Annotated in this window: 15 protein-coding genes and 6 tRNA genes; 12 read left to right on the plus strand and 9 right to left on the minus strand. The window is 71.5% G+C overall.

The annotated features are described in order from the left end of the window. Positions 1-16: 16 nt before the first annotated feature. The 5 genes from ACF1GV_RS34655 to ACF1GV_RS34675 form a co-directional block, all read right to left on the minus strand. Positions 17-88, minus strand: a tRNA-Val gene (locus ACF1GV_RS34655). Between the two features lie 29 nt (positions 89-117). Next, positions 118-189, minus strand: a tRNA-Val gene (locus ACF1GV_RS34660). Positions 190-237: 48 nt separating this feature from the next. Further along, a tRNA-Val gene (locus tag ACF1GV_RS34665) sits at positions 238-309 on the minus strand. A gap of 1 nt (position 310) precedes the next feature. Next, positions 311-384: transfer RNA gene (locus tag ACF1GV_RS34670), tRNA-Cys, on the minus strand. Positions 385-424: 40 nt separating this feature from the next. Continuing rightward, a tRNA-Gly gene (locus tag ACF1GV_RS34675) sits at positions 425-497 on the minus strand. Between the two features lie 200 nt (positions 498-697). Here ACF1GV_RS34675 and ACF1GV_RS34680 point away from each other — a divergent pair. The 3 genes from ACF1GV_RS34680 to ACF1GV_RS34690 are packed head-to-tail and all read left to right on the plus strand — an operon-like array spanning position 698 to position 3519. Continuing rightward, positions 698-1825 (plus strand): chorismate-binding protein, encoded by a 1128-nt coding sequence (locus tag ACF1GV_RS34680; protein WP_391689004.1) that lies wholly within the window; start codon positions 698-700, stop codon positions 1823-1825. Next, positions 1822-2643 (plus strand): aminotransferase class IV, encoded by an 822-nt coding sequence (locus ACF1GV_RS34685; RefSeq protein ID WP_391689006.1) that lies wholly within the window; start codon positions 1822-1824, stop codon positions 2641-2643. Before ACF1GV_RS34680 ends, ACF1GV_RS34685 begins: the two co-directional genes overlap by 4 nt. Positions 2644-2694: 51 nt before the next feature. Beyond that, positions 2695-3519: a GNAT family N-acetyltransferase gene (locus ACF1GV_RS34690; RefSeq protein WP_391689009.1), complete on the plus strand. Its 825-nt coding sequence runs from the start codon at positions 2695-2697 to the stop codon at positions 3517-3519. A 71-nt stretch (positions 3520-3590) separates the two neighbouring features. Here the strand turns inward: ACF1GV_RS34690 and ACF1GV_RS34695 are convergent, their stop codons facing one another. Then, the gene (locus ACF1GV_RS34695; protein ID WP_391689012.1) at positions 3591-4136 is read right to left on the minus strand and encodes a DsbA family protein; all 546 of its coding nucleotides are present in this window, start codon (positions 4134-4136) and stop codon (positions 3591-3593) included. 285 nt (positions 4137-4421) lie between these two features. On the opposite strand from ACF1GV_RS34695, the gene ACF1GV_RS34700 reads away from it, so the two are divergent. Together ACF1GV_RS34700 and ACF1GV_RS34705 are read left to right on the plus strand one after the other, a co-directional pair. Next, the gene (locus ACF1GV_RS34700) at positions 4422-4862 is read left to right on the plus strand and encodes a hypothetical protein (protein WP_391689015.1); all 441 of its coding nucleotides are present in this window, start codon (positions 4422-4424) and stop codon (positions 4860-4862) included. 162 nt (positions 4863-5024) lie between these two features. After that, positions 5025-5192: a hypothetical protein gene (locus tag ACF1GV_RS34705; protein ID WP_361625181.1), complete on the plus strand. Its 168-nt coding sequence runs from the start codon at positions 5025-5027 to the stop codon at positions 5190-5192. A 53-nt stretch (positions 5193-5245) separates the two neighbouring features. Here the strand turns inward: ACF1GV_RS34705 and ACF1GV_RS34710 are convergent, their stop codons facing one another. Beyond that, positions 5246-5806, minus strand: a complete 561-nt coding sequence (locus tag ACF1GV_RS34710; protein WP_363264996.1) for a CGNR zinc finger domain-containing protein — start codon at positions 5804-5806, stop codon at positions 5246-5248. A gap of 335 nt (positions 5807-6141) precedes the next feature. Then, complete coding sequence (locus ACF1GV_RS34715; RefSeq protein WP_030011909.1) at positions 6142-6555, minus strand: SsgA family sporulation/cell division regulator; 414 nt, start codon at positions 6553-6555, stop codon at positions 6142-6144. A 190-nt stretch (positions 6556-6745) separates the two neighbouring features. Between ACF1GV_RS34715 and ACF1GV_RS34720 the strand changes: the two genes are divergently transcribed. The 7 genes from ACF1GV_RS34720 to ACF1GV_RS34750 all read left to right on the plus strand — a co-directional run bounded on the left by ACF1GV_RS34720 (position 6746) and on the right by ACF1GV_RS34750 (position 15120). Continuing rightward, complete coding sequence (locus ACF1GV_RS34720; protein ID WP_391689020.1) at positions 6746-7207, plus strand: TIGR02611 family protein; 462 nt, start codon at positions 6746-6748, stop codon at positions 7205-7207. Between the two features lie 97 nt (positions 7208-7304). After that, positions 7305-7376: transfer RNA gene (locus tag ACF1GV_RS34725), tRNA-Val, on the plus strand. Positions 7377-8417: 1041 nt separating this feature from the next. Then, positions 8418-9704 (plus strand): ABC transporter substrate-binding protein, encoded by a 1287-nt coding sequence (locus tag ACF1GV_RS34730; protein ID WP_391689023.1) that lies wholly within the window; start codon positions 8418-8420, stop codon positions 9702-9704. 22 nt (positions 9705-9726) lie between these two features. Beyond that, positions 9727-10695, plus strand: coding sequence for a carbohydrate ABC transporter permease (locus ACF1GV_RS34735; protein ID WP_391689026.1), 969 nt, complete (start codon positions 9727-9729; stop codon positions 10693-10695). Further along, the gene (locus ACF1GV_RS34740) at positions 10692-11600 is read left to right on the plus strand and encodes a carbohydrate ABC transporter permease (protein WP_391689029.1); all 909 of its coding nucleotides are present in this window, start codon (positions 10692-10694) and stop codon (positions 11598-11600) included. The genes ACF1GV_RS34735 and ACF1GV_RS34740 overlap by 4 nt, the downstream gene beginning before the upstream one ends. Positions 11601-11610: 10 nt before the next feature. Beyond that, positions 11611-12258: a hypothetical protein gene (locus ACF1GV_RS34745; protein ID WP_391689032.1), complete on the plus strand. Its 648-nt coding sequence runs from the start codon at positions 11611-11613 to the stop codon at positions 12256-12258. Between the two features lie 126 nt (positions 12259-12384). Further along, positions 12385-15120, plus strand: coding sequence for a Tat pathway signal sequence domain protein (locus tag ACF1GV_RS34750; protein ID WP_391689035.1), 2736 nt, complete (start codon positions 12385-12387; stop codon positions 15118-15120). Positions 15121-15136: 16 nt separating this feature from the next. Here ACF1GV_RS34750 and ACF1GV_RS34755 read toward each other — a convergent pair whose 3' ends face one another. After that, positions 15137-17521: an SCO7613 C-terminal domain-containing membrane protein gene (locus tag ACF1GV_RS34755; protein WP_391689039.1), complete on the minus strand. Its 2385-nt coding sequence runs from the start codon at positions 17519-17521 to the stop codon at positions 15137-15139. Between the last annotated feature and the right edge of the window lie 13 nt (positions 17522-17534).

A 17534-nucleotide genomic window follows, 5' to 3' on the forward strand; every position in this document is an offset into this window, starting at 1 on the left:
CGGGGGCTTCGGTGTGTGGACGATACTGGGATTGAACCAGTGACCTCTTCCGTGTCAGGGAAGCGCTCTCCCGCTGAGCTAATCGTCCGGGATCAGTGACCACCGGGTCACCGACAGTGCGCGATACTGGGATTGAACCAGTGACCTCTTCCGTGTCAGGGAAGCGCTCTCCCGCTGAGCTAATCGCGCGGGGATGCGGATCTTCGAGAAGATCCTCGGATCTCCTGGGAGATCCAGTGGACGATACTGGGATTGAACCAGTGACCTCTTCCGTGTCAGGGAAGCGCTCTCCCGCTGAGCTAATCGTCCTTGGAGGTGGAGACGGGATTTGAACCCGTGTAGACGGCTTTGCAGGCCGTTGCCTCGCCTCTCGGCCACTCCACCAGGAGTGTAGGGGATCCGGGAAGATCCCTTACTTCTTTCGAGCGGACGACGAGGCTCGAACTCGCGACCTCAACCTTGGCAAGGTTGCGCTCTACCAACTGAGCTACGTCCGCCTGTCGTTTCGGTCCGCTTCCGCGGCCCGGCGACGTGTTGAACTCTAGCGGATTCCTCGGCCAGTACAAAAACGCGTTTGCGCAGCGTGCTGCGGTGCGTGCCCGCGACGACCTGGTCAGGGCCGCTCGCACCCCAGCCGGGGGCACCGCCCGGACGCGCCCGGGCCACCCCGACGGACACCCGCCATAGACTCGACAGCGTGCTCGAACTGCCCCCGCTCGCCCGGTTCGGCGAGCGCCTCGCCACCGGCCTGACCGACGTCACCGACGACCCCGCGGCCCTGGACTCCTCCGGCTTCTGGGCGGTCGCCGCCGACTTCGAGGGCCGGCTGACCTGCGCCCGTTTCTCGGACGTCCGTCAGGAGCCGGTGCCCGCGCCCGTGTCCGGCGCCTGGCACGGTCCCGCGACCGGCGACTGGACGTCGTCCCTGGACCGCGGCGCGTACACCGCGGGCGTGCGGCGGATCCGCGAGTACATCGCGGCCGGTGAGGTCTACCAGGCCAACCTCTGCCGCGTCCTGTCCGCGCCGGTATCGCCGGACGCCGACGTCGACGCCCTCACGGCCCTGCTGGCCCGGGGCAACCCGGCGCCGTACGCAGGAACGATTCGGCTGCCCGCGCACGGCGTGGAGATCGCCACCGCCTCGCCGGAGCTGTTCCTGCGCCGCGACGGGAGCGTCGTCGAGTCCGGGCCGATCAAGGGCACCGGGCGGACCGAGGCGGACCTGCTCGCGAAGGACTACGCCGAGAACGTGATGATCGTGGACCTGGTCCGCAACGACATCGGGCGCGTGTGCGCCACCGGCAGCGTCACCGTCCCCGACCTGTGCGTCGTCGAGAAGCACCCGGGCCTCGTCCACCTGGTCTCCACCGTGCGCGGCGAACTGCGCGAGGGGACCGGCTGGCCCGAGCTGCTCGCCGCCGCCTTCCCTCCCGGCTCCGTCACCGGCGCCCCCAAGTCCAGCGCCCTGCGGATCATCGAGGAGCTGGAGACGGCACCCCGCGGCCCGTACTGCGGCGGCATCGGCTGGGTCGACGCCGACCGGGGCGTCGGTGAGCTGGCCGTCGGCATCCGCACCTTCTGGATCGACCGTGGCGAGGGCGCGCTGCGCTTCGGCACCGGCGCCGGGATCACCTGGGGATCCGACCCCGAGGGGGAGTGGCGGGAGACCGAGCTGAAGGCGTCCCGGCTGCTCGCGGTAGCGTCGGGGACGTACGAGGTGAGTGAGGAGGGACCGGCGACGTGCTGTGCCGATCCGGGGGACGCCCCCCGGACCGCCGGCCGCAGTCAGGTCCCCGGCCCGAAGTTGCGAGGTAGCGACCAGTGAAGATCTGGCTGGACGGCGCGCTGCAGGACGTCGAGTCCGCCCGCGTCTCCGTCTTCGACCACGGGCTGACCGTGGGCGACGGCATCTTCGAGACGGTGAAGGCGGTGGACGGCACGCCGTTCGCCCTGACCCGCCATCTCGACCGGCTGACCCGCTCCGCGCGCGGCCTCGGGCTGCCCGACCCCGACCACGACGAGGTCCGCCGCGCCTGCACGGCCGTCCTCGCGGCCAACCCGATGCCTCTCGGCCGGCTGCGCATCACCTACACCGGAGGCCACGGCCCCCTCGGCTCCGACCGCGGCGAGCACGGCCCCACCCTGGTCGTCGCCCTGGGCGAGACCACCCGCCGCCCGGACATCACGGCCGTCGTCACCGTCCCCTGGACCCGCAACGAGCGCGGCGCCCTCACCGGACTGAAGACGACCTCCTACGCCGAGAACGTCGTCGCCCTCGCCCGCGCCCATGAAGAGGGCGCTTCGGAGGCGCTGTTCGCCAACACCGTCGGGCAGCTGTGCGAAGGCACCGGTTCGAACGTCTTCGTCGTGCTCGACGGCGAGATCCACACCCCGCCGGTCGCCTCCGGCTGCCTCGCCGGCATCACCCGGCAGCTGGTGGTCGAGTGGACCGGCGCCAAGGAGACCGACCTGCCGCTCGACGTGCTCCAGCGCGCCGAAGAGGTCTTCCTGACCTCCACGCTGCGCGACGTACAGGCCGTGCACCGGATCGACGGCCGCGAACTGCCCGGCGCCCCCGGCCCGGTGACCGCCAAGGCCATGCGGATCTTCCAGGAACGCGCCGGGGACGACCTCGACCCGTAACCCCGCGATATTCGGCTGACGTGGGGCCGTACGGCGGGTAGAACACCCGTGATGACCACCACCCTGCGGCCGACCGAGCCGCTCCAGCGAAACGCCGACGGGACCCGTTCGCGCCGCTTCCAGGTGTGCGTGAACGGCCGCCCCGTCGGCGCGCTCCACCTCCGCACCCACCCCGTCTTCGGCGACGCCGTCGCCCAGGTCCTCGACCTGCGCATCGAGGAACCCGACCGCGGGCGCGGCCGGGCCACGGTGGCCGCGCTGGCCGCCGAGGAAGTCGTACGCGGCTGGGGCTGCCGGCGGATCGAGGCGAGCGTCCCGGCCGACGCCGGCGCCGCGCTCCGCCTCGCCACGGCGCTCGGATACGTGGTGCGCAGCCGGAACATGGCCAAGCCGCTCGACGGCACCCCGCCGCGGCTGCCCCAGGGCAGCACCGGGCGGCCGATGACGGACGAGGAGTTCGGCCCCTGGCTGGCCAAGGGCAAGGAGGACTACGCCCGCAGCTGGATCCAGCGCGGGGTGCCCGAGGCCGAGGCGCGGGCCAAGTCGGAGCGGGACCACGCCACCCTGCTGCCCGAGGGCCGCGCCACGCCCGGCACGCTCATAAGCGTCCTCGAACACGAGGGGACACCGGTCGGCACGCTGTGGCTGGCGCTGCGCGAGGACGGCGCCTTCGTCTTCGACGTCGAGGCCGACGCCGCCCACCGCGGCCGCGGCCACGGACGCTCCCTCATGCTCCTGGCGGAGGCCCAGGCCGTCACGGCGGGGGAGCGCAGGATCGGCCTCAACGTCTTCGCGGGCAACACGCCGGCCGAGCGGCTCTATGAGTCACTCGGCTACGAAACGACGCTGTACTCCCTCTACAAACAGCTGGTCTAGCTGTACGAAGAGGCCGTACCGAAGAGCAGGTGCCGGAGTCGTCCGCGCTGGCGGAGGAGGGGCCGGGGCCGTCAGCTCTCCTGGCCCGACGCCAGCAGGCGGTCGGCGATCTCCTGCACGCGCTCGCGCAGGCCCTCCTGGCTCTTGCCGCCGTCGAGACGCTCGCCGCCGATGACGTACGTGGGGGTGCCCGTCACGCCGATCGCCTTGCCCTCGGCCTGGTCGGCGTCCACGATCAGGATGTGCCGGCCGTCGATCAGCGCGGTGTCGAACTCCTCGGCGTCCAGGCCGAGTTCGCCGGCCACCTCGACGAGGAACGGCTCCCCCTTGCGGTCCAGCTCCTCGACCCGGCCGAGCACGGCCTCCACGTACGGCCACCCCTGCCCCTGCACCGCGGCCTCCTCCGCGGCCTGCGCCGCGGCGAAGGAGTGCTGGTGCTTCTCCAGCGGGAAGTGCCGCAGCCGCAGCTCCAGCCGCTCGCCGTAGCGGGCACGCAGGGCGCGCACGTCGTCGAGGGCGGTGCGGCAGTCGGGACACTGCAACTCGCACCACACGTCGAGCACGACAGGGGTGGCGGGGGACGCGGGAGGGGTGGCCGCGGGGGAGGACTCGCTCATGCGCCCAGTCTTCCAGCCCGGCCCGCGACACCCCAATCCGGACCGGGCAGGCCGCCCGCGTACGGCCCTGAGAGCGCAGCCGGAGGCCATGCCGCGCGGAACCCGGGGAGGAGGGGAATCTGCTCCCCGGGGTGGAGAGGACCCTGACACCCGGGAGGAGGCGACCCCGACATCTCCCTGATGTGCGGCCTCAGGCATGGCCCGAGGGGGATCGGGCGGTGCAGGATGGAAGGGACGAACCGACCGACCGGCCGTCTGCACCGAACGAGCCCGCTGGAGGACCGGATGATTGCCGAGACCGTCTGCTCAGCCGTCGCCGTGGCCGGCCTGGGCATCGCGGTGGTCACCGCCTACCGCAAGCGCTTCCTCGCCGCTGCCCGCATCGCGGCGTACGCCCTGGTGCCGCTGGGCCTGGTCATGACCGGGGTCGTCGAGTGGGCAGCCCACACCGCCTTCAGCCCCACGGCCTGGGCCGGTGTCGTCGTACTCGTCGGTGCCTGGGGCCTCTTCATGGCGACCCGCGCGGTCGAACGCCGCCGCGGCGGCACCCGCGCCGAGCGCAAGGCCGCCCGCGCCGCACAGCCGGACGCGGTCGCCCCGACCGCCTCCGCCGCGTCCCTCGGCCCCGGCACCCGGCCGGCGACCCGGCCCGCGACCGCACCCAAGGCGAACGCGTCCGACGACTTCTCCGACATCGAGGCCATCCTCAAGAAGCACGGCATCTGACGGACGCCGGCGGACCGAAACGACACACTGGGTCCGCGCACGGCCCGAAGTGATCACTCAATGATCACGGTTCGCGCAGGTCATCACGGATTCCAGCGACTCCTGGACATTAGGTCGTGTTGATCGCCGAGGGGGGCCCGGCTGCGCCATCATCACCGCGAGATGCTGGACACGACGCAGCTGGACACGACACAGAGCGAGGCCGCGCCGCCGCAGGAAGAGCCGCGCGGCTGCCTCTTCGCCCTTTCCCAGCCACCGCTGATGATCTTCCTTGCGGTGATCGGGTGTCTGCTGCTCATGGCTTCGTTGCACGATCTGCTGTTGCTGTGAGCCGTACCCGTGGAGCCCGGCGTCACCCGCCGGGCCTCGCGACCTCGCCCGGGTCAGCCCGCCGCTTCCTTGCGTCGCGCCCGGTAGGCGGCCACGTGCAGACGGTTGCCGCAGGTGCGGCTGTCGCAGTACCGGCGCGAGCGGTTGCGGGACAGGTCGACGAAGGCGCGCCGGCAGTCCGGTGCCTCGCAGCGCCGGAGCCGCTCCTGCTCCCCGGCCACCACGAAGAACGCCAGCGCCATCCCGCAGTCGGCCGCCAGGTGGTCGGCGACCGACGCACCGGGGGCGAAGTAGTGCACATGCCAGTCGTAGCCGTCGTGGTCCGTCAGACGCGGGGTGGTCCCGGCCGCGGCCACCAGATCGTTGATCAGGACGGCAGCGCTGCGAGCGTCCGGCGCGGCGAAGATGCCGGCGAACCGTCCGCGGATCTTGCGCACGGCCGAGAGATCGAACTCCGACAGCACCCCCACATCGCTGATCTGGTGGTTTTGCACGAACTCCGCGAGTGCGGCGACATCCGGGAGCCCGTCCGGCGTCGCATCGTCCTCCGGTGCGGTGTTCACCAGATCCACCACGGCGTCGAGGGCGCACCGGGTGTCATGGGTGATCAGCACGTTTCGCTCCCTGGCCTGGGGGTCGGGCGGGCGCCCGCCGATGGTGGCCGATCGTAATGGCTCCCGTCGACTGCGCACCCGTGTGCTCCGGCCCGCGTATGCCGGGAGAACGGCGACGAGGTGCGCGAGGGTTCCCGGGCGAACGCGAAGAGTGAGGGAAGTGGCGTGGCGAGCGCGGCCGAGCGGGTGGGACCCCTATGCCCCGGACGCGCGCACGCCGACGTCGTCCGGCAGCGAACTGCTCAGACGACGTCGGCGCATGCCCTATGCGGTTGTCCTGGCCCGAGCCGTCTCCCCGAGTGGACGGCGCCGGGCGGCTTGGTGAGGGCCGCGGCCTAGCTCTCCGCCAGGATGTGGGAGAGCTCTTTGTCGAGATCGAAGTGCCGGTGCTCCGTGCCGGGAGGCACGGCGGCGTCCGTCCGCTTCAGAAACGACTCCAGGGCCCGCGCAGGGGCCTCGAGCAGGGCTTCGCCCTCCGGCGAGCTCAGGGCGATGCAGACGACGCCCTGACCGTGACTGCGCGACGGCCAGACACGGACGTCGCCGGTGCCGGTGGGTCGGTGAAGCCCCTCGGCGAGGAGGTCGCGGGCGAACACCCACTCGACGGTCTCCTCGGCTCCGGTGTGGAAAGTGGCGTGCACGGCGTAGGGGTCGGCCGTGTCGTACCGCAGGCCTGCGGGGACAGGCAGGGAGGACTCGCTCGACACAACGAGGCGCAGGTGCAGCTCGCAGCTGACCGTGGTGTTCATAAGCGCCAGGGCCTTTCGCTCAGTGTGCGCTCGGGGATTCGCACGTCGGCGAAATCGACATGCCACCTACGGTGCCGTTGTAAACCCCTCTGAGGGTTTTGCGTGTCTTTACGTAACTCTTCCGGCCGAGAGATCTTCGCGAACTACGTCCATTCCGGTGACTGGTTTCCCTCGGGTAAAGTTTCTCCGTATGAATACGGGGAGTGACGGTTCTGGCGAGGTTGTCGTGTCGGCGGACGGCGAGAAGCCGGAGGAGGCGCAGACGAACGAGGGCGAGCGGGGTCTCGGTTCCCGGGCGCCGGAATTCATCAAGTCCCGCCGGATGCTCCACCTGAGCTGGCAGGTGGGCGTCTTCGTGATCGGCCTCGCGGTCGTGGCGGCCGGAATCGTCATGCTGCCGCTGCCCGGGCCGGGGTGGGTCGTGATCTTCGGCGGCATGGCGATCTGGGCGACGGAGTTCGTCTGGGCACAGCTGGTGCTCCGCTGGACGAAACGGAAGGTCACCGAGGCGGCCCACAAGGCGCTCGACCCCAAGGTGCGGCGGCGCAACATCATCCTCACCAGTATCGGCCTGGTCATCGTGGCGGCGCTGGTCGGCTTCTACGTGTGGAAGTTCGGTTTCGTGATGCCGTGGAAGATCAAGGATCAGTGACAGGCAACCGGGGCGCGGGCGGCGCGGGGCGCGGCCCGGCCGGGTCCCAGGTGGTCACAGGCACCCCCTGACATGGGGTAATGTTCTTCCTGCGCCCGGGCGATTAGCTCAGTGGGAGAGCGCTTCGTTCACACCGAAGAGGTCACTGGTTCGAACCCAGTATCGCCCACCCGGAACACCGGCCCGCCTGCGACAACGCAGGCGGGCCGGTGTCATTTGATGCGCGGAACCATCCCGATGGTGCGTGGTCGCCTACGGCCGGTGAGGTATCGCGTCCGCGCGGGGAAGCGTGGACTGTGCACGGCGCCGGCGCCTTCGGGGGGCGGGGCCGATGCCGTAGCCCCGGCGGCAGGCCGCAGGCGGCTCGGAGGCGTCGTGGGCGCGCGGAACGGCGCTGGCGCGCCTGCCTCTGTGGGGGGAGGCAGGGCCCCCGTGCCGCACCTGGTGGGCCTCCAGTGGGGCGTCGGGGGCGGTCGGCGTGGCGTGGCGGCCGGTCGGCTGGTCTGGCGGCGGGGCGTCGGAGGCGGTCGGCGGGGCATGGCGGCGTCGGTCCTCGGTCGGCGGACCGGCGCTGTCGGTGCGGTTCTGTGCGGCGCGGGACCCCCCGCGTCGCTTCTGCACGTGAGAGGTCGGTCGCCGTCCGTCGGGGCGCGGCGGCGAAGACCTGGCGCGGCGGGCGCGCGGCTGTGTGACGGGTGGGCGTCCTCGGCGCCGGGGGGCTGGTCCGGCGGGCTGCCGCCCGGACGTCGGCCGTTCCGTCACGCGGTCGGACGACTCGAGCCCTGCCTTCCGTCGATCCGCCTGTCGCCGGGCGCGGCCCGAGCCGGACTCTCGGCCGGCGCGCGTGGCTGCCGCCGATCCGTATTCCCAGCCGCCGCTGCCTGCCGCAGAGCCGCCGCCGCCCCCCGCACGAGGGCCCTGCCGGCACCCGTCTGCACCGCGCCGACGCCCCAACGGTTTCCATCCCGGCCCGGCCCTCGATCCACCTCACACCCCCCGTCCGACCCCTCGAACCACCCCTCCCCACCTGCGCGGTCCCTCGCCCGCCGCCACCCCCGCATCCCCACCCGCCACCACCCCCCAGCGCGCCCCGCAAGAAAATCCTGTGCGAATCATTGACGCACTCCCAACCCCTCCGTACCTTGTGCCAGCAAGCGCTTACTTGAAACGATTCACGAGGCGGCGAGCACGCTGCGGGGAGGGCCCGATCATGGGAACCGGGAATGTTGACAGGCGCACGATCCTCAGGGCGGCCGGCGCCTCCATGGCCACGCTGGGCCTGGCCGCGACCACCGGCTGCGGTGGGGGCGACGGCATGGCGGCCGACGGCACGGTGACGATCCGTTACTCCTGGTGGGGTGCCGACGAGCGTGCCAAGAGGATCAACCAGTCGATCGCACTGTTCGAGAAGAAGTACCCGAAGATCAAGGTGAAGACCGACTTCCAGGACTACGTCTCTTTCTGGGAGAAGTTCCAGACGCAGGCCGCGGGCGGAAATCCCCCGGACGTTTTCCAGAACTCCGTCGCATTTCTTAGGAAGTACGACAAGCGCGGAGTCCTGCTCGACCTCAAGTCCCAGATCGGCGCAGGTAATCTGAGGCTCAGTAACTTCCGAGCCGGCGTCACATCCGTTGGTGAGGTGGACGGTAAGCAGCTCGCCATCCCCGTCGGCTCCAACACCATGGCGCTGGTCATCGACAAGAAGCTCTTCCGGAAGGCCGGCGTGGAGCCGGAGCCGGGCTGGACCTGGGACGAGTACTTCAAGGCCCTGAAGACCATTCACGACAAGACGAAGGTGGCCGGCGACACCGGCTACTTCGCCATCATGTACCTGTACGACCTCTACCTGCGGCAGCACGGCAAGGCCTTCTTCACCAAGGGCGGACTCGGCTTCGAGCAGGCCGACCTGACGGAGTGGTGGGCGGACGCCTACAACCGGGTGAAGGCCGGCATCATCACCGATCCGAAGATCGTCGAGCAGGACAAGCCCAAGTCCTCCGTGACCGCCGGTCACGGCGCCTCGGAATTCACCTGGGACAACTTCACCGTCCGCTACACGGCCGAGGGTGACAGCGAGTACGGCCTCGCCCCCATCCCCACCACGGACGGCAAGCAGACCGGGCAGTACCTGGCCTCCCTGATGCTCAGCGCCTCCGCGCGCACCAAGCACCCGAAGGAGGTCGCGCAGTTCATCGACTTCATGGTCCACGACCCCGAGGTCGGCAAGATCATGGGCTACGACCGCGGCATCCTGGCCGGCACCGAGCAGTACCAGGCGTACCGGCCGGCCGACCCGGTCAACAAGGAGATCGCCCAGTACGAGGAGGACACCGCCAAGGCGGGCGTCCTCGGCACGATCACCCCGCACCCGTCGGGAGCCGACACCGTCGAGGCCGCCTTCCTGCGCATCGGCGGTGACATGGCCCAGGGCAAGACGAAGGTCCCGGACGCGGTGAAGCAGTTCTTCTCCGAGGCCGAGGCCGCCTTCCAGGCCTGATTCGGACCTCACCCGGAATTCGATGGGAACCCCCGTGACGCTCGTCAAGGACTCACCGCTCGACACCCGGAAGGTCCGCTCCGCCGCCCCCGCCGCCGGCAAGCGGCGGGGCCGCCGGGAGAACCTCGCCGGTTACCTGTTCATGTCCCCGTGGATCGCGGGCTTCCTGCTCCTGACCGCGGGCCCCATGGTCGCCTCGCTGTACTTCGCCTTCACCGACTACAACCTCTTCGCCTCCCCCAAGTGGATCGGCTTCGACAACTTCACCCGGATGTTCGACGACCCGCGGTGGCAGAAGTCGGTGGAGGTCACCGCGAAGTACGTCGTCATCGGCACGCCACTGAAGCTGCTCCTCGCCCTCGGTGTCGCGCTGCTGCTCGCCCAGAGCCGGCGCGGGCAGGCCTTCTACCGAGCCGCGTTCTACGCCCCGTCGCTGATCGGCGCCAGCGTGTCCGTCGGTTTCGTGTGGCGAGCGCTGTTCTCGGACGACGCCGTCGTGGACCGCGGGCTGTCCCTGTTCGGCATGGACATCGGTGGCTGGGTCGGCAACCCGGACTGGATCCTGTACTGCCTGGTCGCACTGACGGTGTGGCAGTTCGGCGCGCCGATGGTGATCTTCCTGGCGGGGCTGAAGCAGGTGCCGAGAGAGCTGTACGAGGCGGCGGAGATGGACGGCGCCGGGCGGTTCCGTCAGTTCTGGAGCATCACGCTGCCGATGATCTCCCCGATGCTCTTCTTCAACGTGCTGCTGGAGACCATCCACTCCTTCCAGATCTTCGGCTCCGCCTACGTCGTCTCCAACACGCAGTGCGGTCCGGCCGACGCCACCCTCGTCTACACCTGCTACCTGTACCAGAAGGGCTTCAAGGAGTCCCAGATGGGCTTCGCCTCCGCGATGGCCTGGATGCTGCTGCTCGCAGTGGCCCTGGTGACGGCCGTGCTGTTCTGGTCGCAGAAGAAGTGGGTGCACTACGCGGAGGACGCCCGATGAGCGCCACCACTCCCACCGCCCCCGCCTCCGGCGTCCCCACGCCCGCCGCCCCCAGGTCCTCCGGCCTCGGCCGCCGGCGCACCGGATCGCTCGCCTGGCACATCGGCGCCCTGCTGGTCCTCGCGGTCGTCCTCTACCCCGTCGTCTGGGTCGTCGGCGCCTCCTTCAAGCCCAGCCGGGACATCATCGGCAGCCTGGAGCTGTTCCCCACCAGGCCGATCCTCGGCAACTTCAAGGGCCTGGCCGACGGCATCGCCGACATCCCGGTCCGGACGTTCTTCCAGAACTCCCTCTTCTACGCGCTCGGCTCGGTCGTCGGCATCCTCATCTCCTGCTCGCTGACCGCGTACGCCTTCGCCAAGATCCGGTTCGCCGGGCGGAACCTGCTGTTCGGCCTGATGATCGGCACGCTGCTGCTGCCGTACCACGTGCTGCTCATCCCGCAGTACGTGATGTTCCAGAAGATGGAGCTGATCAACACCTATGTGCCGCTGCTGCTCGGCAAGTACCTGGCGACCGAGGCGTTCTTCGTCTTCCTGATGGTGCAGTTCATGCGGAACCTGCCGCGGGAACTGGACGAGGCCGCCCGCATCGACGGCTGCGGCCATCTGCGGATCTACTGGTCGATCGTGCTGCCGCTGTGCCGGCCCGCGCTCATCACCAGCGCGATCTTCACCTTCATCAACGCCTGGAACGACTTCATGGGCCCGCTGATCTACCTCAACGAGCCCGGCAAGTACACCGTCTCGCTCGGCATGATGATGTTCCGCGACCAGGAGAGCGTCGCCAACTACGGCGGCATGATCGCCATGTCCCTGGTCGCGCTGCTGCCGGTGCTGCTGTTCTTCCTCGCCTTCCAGCGGTACCTCATCGACGGCATGGCGACCTCCGGACTGAAGGGCTGAGGCGGCACCCATGGCACAGGCCCGCACCAAGGCGCTCGGCCGCAAGGAGCCCCGCGAGTCCGCCCTCGCCCATGGGGTCTCCCCTGCTCGAGCGGAGTCGAGAGCTTGGGGAAGGTTCGCCCTCTTCTCGGAGTGTCTGCTGACCGGCGTGTGGATCGCGATCGCATCGCTCGGCGTCGTCACCTGTCCGGCCGCCTTCGCCGCCGGATGCCGGCATCTGCGCCGGCGTACCGCTCATGAGGCGGGCGGCCTACGGGAGTTCGCCGCCGACTTCCGGGCCGCCCTGCGGGGTGGATGGCTCGCCGGGCTCGCCGGTTGGGTGCTGGCGGCCATGGTGTGGGTCGACGTCCAGGCCGCGCGCGCCGGGCTGCCCGGCGGGCCGCTGGTCGGGTCCGTCGCTCTCGTCGCGCTGATCGGCCTGGCCGTCACCGGTATGCGCGCCGCCGCCACATGGGCTCCCGGCGCCGGATGGCGCGCGCTGCTCACGGACGCGGGCCGCCGTACCGTGCGCGATCCCGCCGGATCGTTCCTCCTCGTGGCCGGGCTCGCCGTCGTGGCGCTGTCCGGCTGGTTCGTCGCCCCCTTGGCTGTCCCGGTGCTCGGGGCCGTCGCGGCAGCGGCCGTCGCCGTCGAGACGCGGTACCGGCACCACCACTGACCTCCGCCCGCGAGCCGTGCCAAGGGCTGCGCCCGAGCGCGCCCGCACCTCTCTCTGCCATGCCCCTGCTCGCCTTGCCCCCGCATGCCTCCGCACGTCCCCGTACGGAAAGGACCCACGGCACCCATGTCTTCCATCCCGCGCAGATCCCTTCTGAAGGCCGCCGCCGTCGCCGGAGCCGCCGCTCAGTTCAGCTGGGCGCTCGGCAGCAGGGACGCCCAGGCCGCGCCCACCGCCGGCGCCGCCGACACCGACCCGGTGACCCTGGACTGGCTCGAGGACGGCGGCCTCGGCGCCGCCCCCGGCTCCACCGTCGGCGTGCCCTGGCCCATGGGCGCCCATCAGGAAGACCAGACCTTCGCCCTCACCGACGCCGACGGCAAGGCCGTCCCCGTCCAGACCTGGCCGCTCGCGTACTGGCCCGACGGCTCCCTGAAGTGGACCGCGCACGCCGTCAGTTCCGGCAACGGCAAGCTCACCGTGACCGCAGGCACCCCCGCCGTCCCCGAGAAGAAGGTGACCGTCGACAGCGGCGGCGGTACCGTCACCGTCTCCACGGGGGTCATCACCGCGAAGATCGGCAAGAACGGTTCCACCCTCGTCAAGTCCGTCACCCGGGGTTCCACCGAGATCGCCAAGGACGGCAGGCTGGTCCTGATCCGCCAGCCCGAGATCGAGGACGAGGACCAGGGCGCGGTCAAGACGGAACGCTTCGACGGCGCGATCGACAAGGTCACCGTCGAACAGGACGGCCCGGTCCGCGCCGTCGTCCGCATCGACGGCAAGCACCGCAAGGGCGACCGCGGTTGGCTGCCGTTCTCCATCCGGCTCTACTTCTACGCCGGCGCCGACTCCTTCCGCATGGTGCACACCCTCACCTACGACGGCACCCAGGAGCCCGGCAAGGCGTCCGGCGACTTCATCCGCGGCCTCGGGGTGCGCTTCACCGTGCCGATGCGCGACGCCGCCTACGACCGGCACATCCGCATCGGCGGCGAGGGCACCGGCCTGCTGCGCGAGGCCGTCCAGGGCATCACCGGCCTGCGCCGCGACCCCGGCGCGGCCGTACAGTCAGCCCAGTACGAGGGCAGGAAGCTGCCCGACCCCGCGACCTGGGACCAGCGTGTCACCACGCGCCTGCAGTACATCCCCGAGTGGGGCGACTACACCCTCTCCCAGCTCTCCGCCGACGGCTTCACCGTCCGCAAGCGCACCAGGAAGGGCCACGGCTGGATCACCGCGGGCGGCGGCCGGCGCGCCTCCGGGTTCGGCTACGTGGGCGGCGTGAGCGGCGGCTTCTCCTTCGGCCTGCGCGACTTCTGGGAGAAGTTCCCCGCCCAGCTCGACATCCGCGGCGCCCAGACCGACGAGGCCGAGGTCACCCTGTGGCTCTGGTCGCCCGAGGCCCATCCGATGGACCTGCGCTTCTACCACGACGGCATGGGCCAGGACACCTACGCCGAGCAGCTCGAGGGCCTCAACATCACCTACGAGGACTACGAGCCGGGCTTCGGCACCCCCTACGGCATCGCCCGCACCTCCGAACTGCTCTTCTGGGCAAACGAGTCGACGCCCACCGCCGGCACCCTCGCCCAGCAGGTGCAGGCCGTCCGCACGCTCCCGCAGCTCGCCGCGCCGCCCAAGCAGCTCATCAAGGCCAAGGTGTTCGGCCCCGGCCTCTACTCCGAGCCGGACCGCTCCACCCCGGCCAAGGCGAAGATCGAGGACCACCTGGACTTCCTCTTCACCTACTACAAGGACCAGGTGGAGATGCGCCGCTGGTACGGCTTCTGGGACTACGGCGACATCATGCACACGTACGACGCCGCGCGGCACGTGTGGCGGTACGACATCGGCGGCTATGCCTGGGACAACTCCGAGCTGTCGCCCGACCTGTGGCTCTGGTACGCCTACCTGCGCTCCGGCCGCGCCGACATCTTCCGCTTCGCCGAGGCGATGACCCGGCACACCGGCGAGGTCGACGTCTACCACATCGGCCAGTGGGCCGGCCTCGGCACCCGGCACGGCGTGCAGCACTACGCCGACAGCGCCAAGCAGCAGCGCATCGCCAACACCACCTACCGCCGCTTCTACTACTTCCTCACCGCCGACGAACGCGTCGGTGACCTCATGGCCGCCAACGTCGACTCCGACGAGACGTTCCTCGTCCTCGACCCGCAGCGCAAGGTCCGCACCGACCCGTACACGCCCGACCGGCACGCCCTGTCCATCGGCTTCGGCACGGACTGGAGCGGGCTGGTGTCGGCCTGGCTGACGGAGTGGGAACGCAAGGGCCCCAAGTGGGAGAAGGCCAAGGCGCGGGTGCTGTCCACGATGGAGGGCATCGCCGCCCAGCCCAACGGCTTCGTCCAGGGCAGCGGACTGTACGACCTCGACACGGGCAAGTTCGCCGTCGCCGCGCAGCCCGTCGTCGGCGTCTCGCACCTGTCGGCTGTCTTCGGCCTCAACGAACTGTGCGCCGAGCTCATCCACTTGGTCGACATGCCGAAGTTCAAGGAGGCCTACCTCGACTACTGCCGCTACTTCAACGCCACGAAGGCCGAGCAGGCGGCGCGCTACGGCTCCAACTTCGGCTCGCTGATCCTCTTCCAGGGCCATTCCCGCCTGGACGCCTACGCCGCCGTGCAGACGGGCGACGCGAAGCTGGCCAAGCGGGCCTGGGAGAAGTTCTACGACTCCGACGGCTACAAGGAGTCAGCGCCCTGGAGGACGGAGCGGCTGACCGGTCCGGCGACCCTGGTCGAGGGCAGCGAGGCGAGCTGGGTGTCCAGCAACGACACCGCGCTGTACGGCCTCGCCGCCATCGAGAACCTGGCGCTGCTGGGCGACAGGATGCCGTAGCCGTGGGCTTCGTGGGCTAGTTCATCCGCCCCAGCACCTCCCGCACCCGTCGCACGTCCCGCAGGCGCCGTTCATAGGTCGCGCCGACGGCGAGCAGCAGGGCTCCGGCCAGTGCGGGAGGTACCCAGCGGGGGAGGGCGTCGGCGACCTGCACCAGGTAGGGGGCCAGTTCGTGCAGCGCGTCCAGCACGAGCACCCCGCCGCCCAGCAGCAGCGGCGCCCGCAGCCGGTGCCGGGCCCCCAGGAGGGTGACCAGCAGTGCTGCCGCGCCCAGCAGCCAGGGCCGGGTGGCGTGCGCATCGGTCCAGGCGGCCGCGAGGCTCGGCACCAGCGTCACCGCGAGACCGGGCCCGTGGGCCGCCCACGACGACGCCTGCGGATCCCGGCGCCGGCGCAGGAAGCCCACCGCGAGCGCCGGGACGGACACCGGCAGGGTGTACGCCTCCGGTGCCGTGACGTCCCAGGCCGCGAGGCGCACCCAGGCGGCCAGCGCGAACAGCGCGGTGGCCGCGTAGGCGGCGGGGCGGCGGTCGGCGCGCACGGCCGTCCCGGCGGCGATCACCGCGCACGCGGACAGCACCAGCGCGAGCATCGCCGGTTCGGTGACCGCGAGTGCGATCGCCAGGAGACCGGCGGCCGCGCCCGTCGCCTCCACCGCCACGGTCGTCGGCACATCGGCGATCCGGGCGGCGAGCGGCGCCGCCACCGACGGGACCACGAGCACGAGCAGCGCGGTGTGCCACGGCGCCCAGTGCGTTGCCGCCCCCACCGCACAGGCCAGGGCGGCGCCGTACCCGAGCGCGGCCGGGGCCGTCACCTGGGCGAGGCGCGGCCTCAGGGAGGCGGCAGCGAAGAGCGCCGTCAGGGCGGTGAGCACCCCCAGGGTCGCGGACCGCACCGGCAGTGCCAGCAACGCGAGCGACACCGAGGTGAGCAGGGCGAGCACCAGCGCGGGCAGCGCCTCGGCGCGCCCGGCCGTCCGGCTCCGCGCCGCCGCCGCGAGCAGGCCCGCCGTCGCCAGCGCCTCCACCAGCAGCGCCACCGGGTACGGCGCGTCCAGCGCCACCGGTACGACCACGACCGCGCCCCACCCGAGCGCCAGTGCGCCCGTCAGCGCCCGGGGCCGCCATGCGACGTCGCGGACCTCGAGCGTGCGGACAGCGGCGACGGCGGCCAGGACCAGCGGGGCGCTCTGCAGTTGCAGCAGCCACGGTTCACCGGCCGTCACGGCCTCCCGGGCACCGCCCGGCGCCCCCGACCACACCCCGGTCACCGAGGTGGCCGGTCCCATCAGCGTCAGCGCGAGCAGCGGCAGCGCCCACAGCACCGCCAAGGCCTGTACGGCGGCGGAGGCGAAGGCGAGGCCGCGCCGCACCGGCTCCGGCAGCCGACCGGCCCGCTGCGCCGCCAACAGCGCGATACCGAAGGCGAGATGCACCGGAACGGTCCAGGTGACCGGCAGGGCCGGGCGGGCCGTACCGCCGAGCGCGGTCACCACGAGCAGGCCGGCCGCGGTGGAGAGCCCGACGGCGTGGCCCTCCGCACGTTCGTGCCGGGCCGCCGTCAGCGCGACGGCTGCGGCGAACAGCAGCAGTCCCGCCGCACGAGCCCCGGCGCCCGGACCACCGGCCGTCCACGACAGCCCGGCCGCGGCCAGCGCGCCCCACGCCCCCGTGCCGTACGCGCCGACCATGGCGGTGATCCGCACCGCCCCGGCCGGAGCGCGCAGCGCCACGACCGTGTCGCATGCGGCCGTCACCAGCAGCGCCGCGGTGATCCCGTAGCGCCCCGCGTCGGCCGCCGTCGCCCACAGCAGCAGCGGCAGCTGGGCCGCGGCCAGCGCCGCCGGACGCGGCAGCCGCAGCACAGCCGTGCGCGGCAGCAGACCGTAGCCCGTCCATACGGCGGCCAGCACCGCCGTCGCCCCGGCCGCGTACGCCGTGCCGTCCACGCCGGTGAGGGCGGCCTCGCGCAGCGCGTACGCGTCGAGCACCGTCAGCGCCAGGGCGAGCCCCGCCACCGCCTCGGCCGTCGACCGCAGGCCGCGCCCCAGCAGCGGCAGCGGGGCGGCCAGCGAGGCCACCGTGACCGCGCCCAGCACCAGCGAGCGGCCGGTGAGCCCCAGGTGTCCCCAGCTGACCAGCGTGAACGCGATCGCCGCGATGGTCAGCAGCAGGCCGCCGAGGAGCAGCAGCAGGTTCTGCACCCGCGGGGCGGAGGCCTCCGGGCGGGGCTGCGCGGGTGTGGCCGCCTGCGGCACCGGGCCGGGCGGCGGCAGCGAGGGCAGACGGGCGACCAGCCAGGCGCGGCGGGCGAGCAACTGGGCCCGTCGGGCGTCCAGTTGCCACAGCTCGGCGTCGATGAGCCGCAGCTCCTCGGCCGGTGGCGGAAGGTGTGTCATGGTTCGGAGTGTG

This window comes from Streptomyces sp. NPDC014006, from assembly GCF_043088925.1.
Classification (GTDB): Bacteria; Actinomycetota; Actinomycetes; order Streptomycetales; family Streptomycetaceae; genus Streptomyces.

Excerpts from the sequence above, each read along its gene's own strand:
- ACF1GV_RS34690 (WP_391689009.1), top strand. The coding sequence starts at position 2,695 with ATGACCACCACCCTGCGGCCGACCGAGCCGCTCCAGCGAAACGCCGAC.
- ACF1GV_RS34695 (WP_391689012.1), bottom strand. The coding sequence starts at position 4,136 with ATGAGCGAGTCCTCCCCCGCGGCCACCCCTCCCGCGTCCCCCGCCACC.
- ACF1GV_RS34700 (WP_391689015.1), top strand. The coding sequence starts at position 4,422 with ATGATTGCCGAGACCGTCTGCTCAGCCGTCGCCGTGGCCGGCCTGGGC.
- ACF1GV_RS34705 (WP_361625181.1), top strand. The coding sequence starts at position 5,025 with ATGCTGGACACGACGCAGCTGGACACGACACAGAGCGAGGCCGCGCCG.
- ACF1GV_RS34715 (WP_030011909.1), bottom strand. The coding sequence starts at position 6,555 with ATGAACACCACGGTCAGCTGCGAGCTGCACCTGCGCCTCGTTGTGTCG.
- ACF1GV_RS34720 (WP_391689020.1), top strand. The coding sequence starts at position 6,746 with ATGAATACGGGGAGTGACGGTTCTGGCGAGGTTGTCGTGTCGGCGGAC.
- ACF1GV_RS34730 (WP_391689023.1), top strand. The coding sequence starts at position 8,418 with ATGGGAACCGGGAATGTTGACAGGCGCACGATCCTCAGGGCGGCCGGC.
- ACF1GV_RS34735 (WP_391689026.1), top strand. The coding sequence starts at position 9,727 with ATGGGAACCCCCGTGACGCTCGTCAAGGACTCACCGCTCGACACCCGG.
- ACF1GV_RS34740 (WP_391689029.1), top strand. The coding sequence starts at position 10,692 with ATGAGCGCCACCACTCCCACCGCCCCCGCCTCCGGCGTCCCCACGCCC.
- ACF1GV_RS34745 (WP_391689032.1), top strand. The coding sequence starts at position 11,611 with ATGGCACAGGCCCGCACCAAGGCGCTCGGCCGCAAGGAGCCCCGCGAG.
- ACF1GV_RS34750 (WP_391689035.1), top strand. The coding sequence starts at position 12,385 with ATGTCTTCCATCCCGCGCAGATCCCTTCTGAAGGCCGCCGCCGTCGCC.
- ACF1GV_RS34755 (WP_391689039.1), bottom strand. The coding sequence starts at position 17,521 with ATGACACACCTTCCGCCACCGGCCGAGGAGCTGCGGCTCATCGACGCC.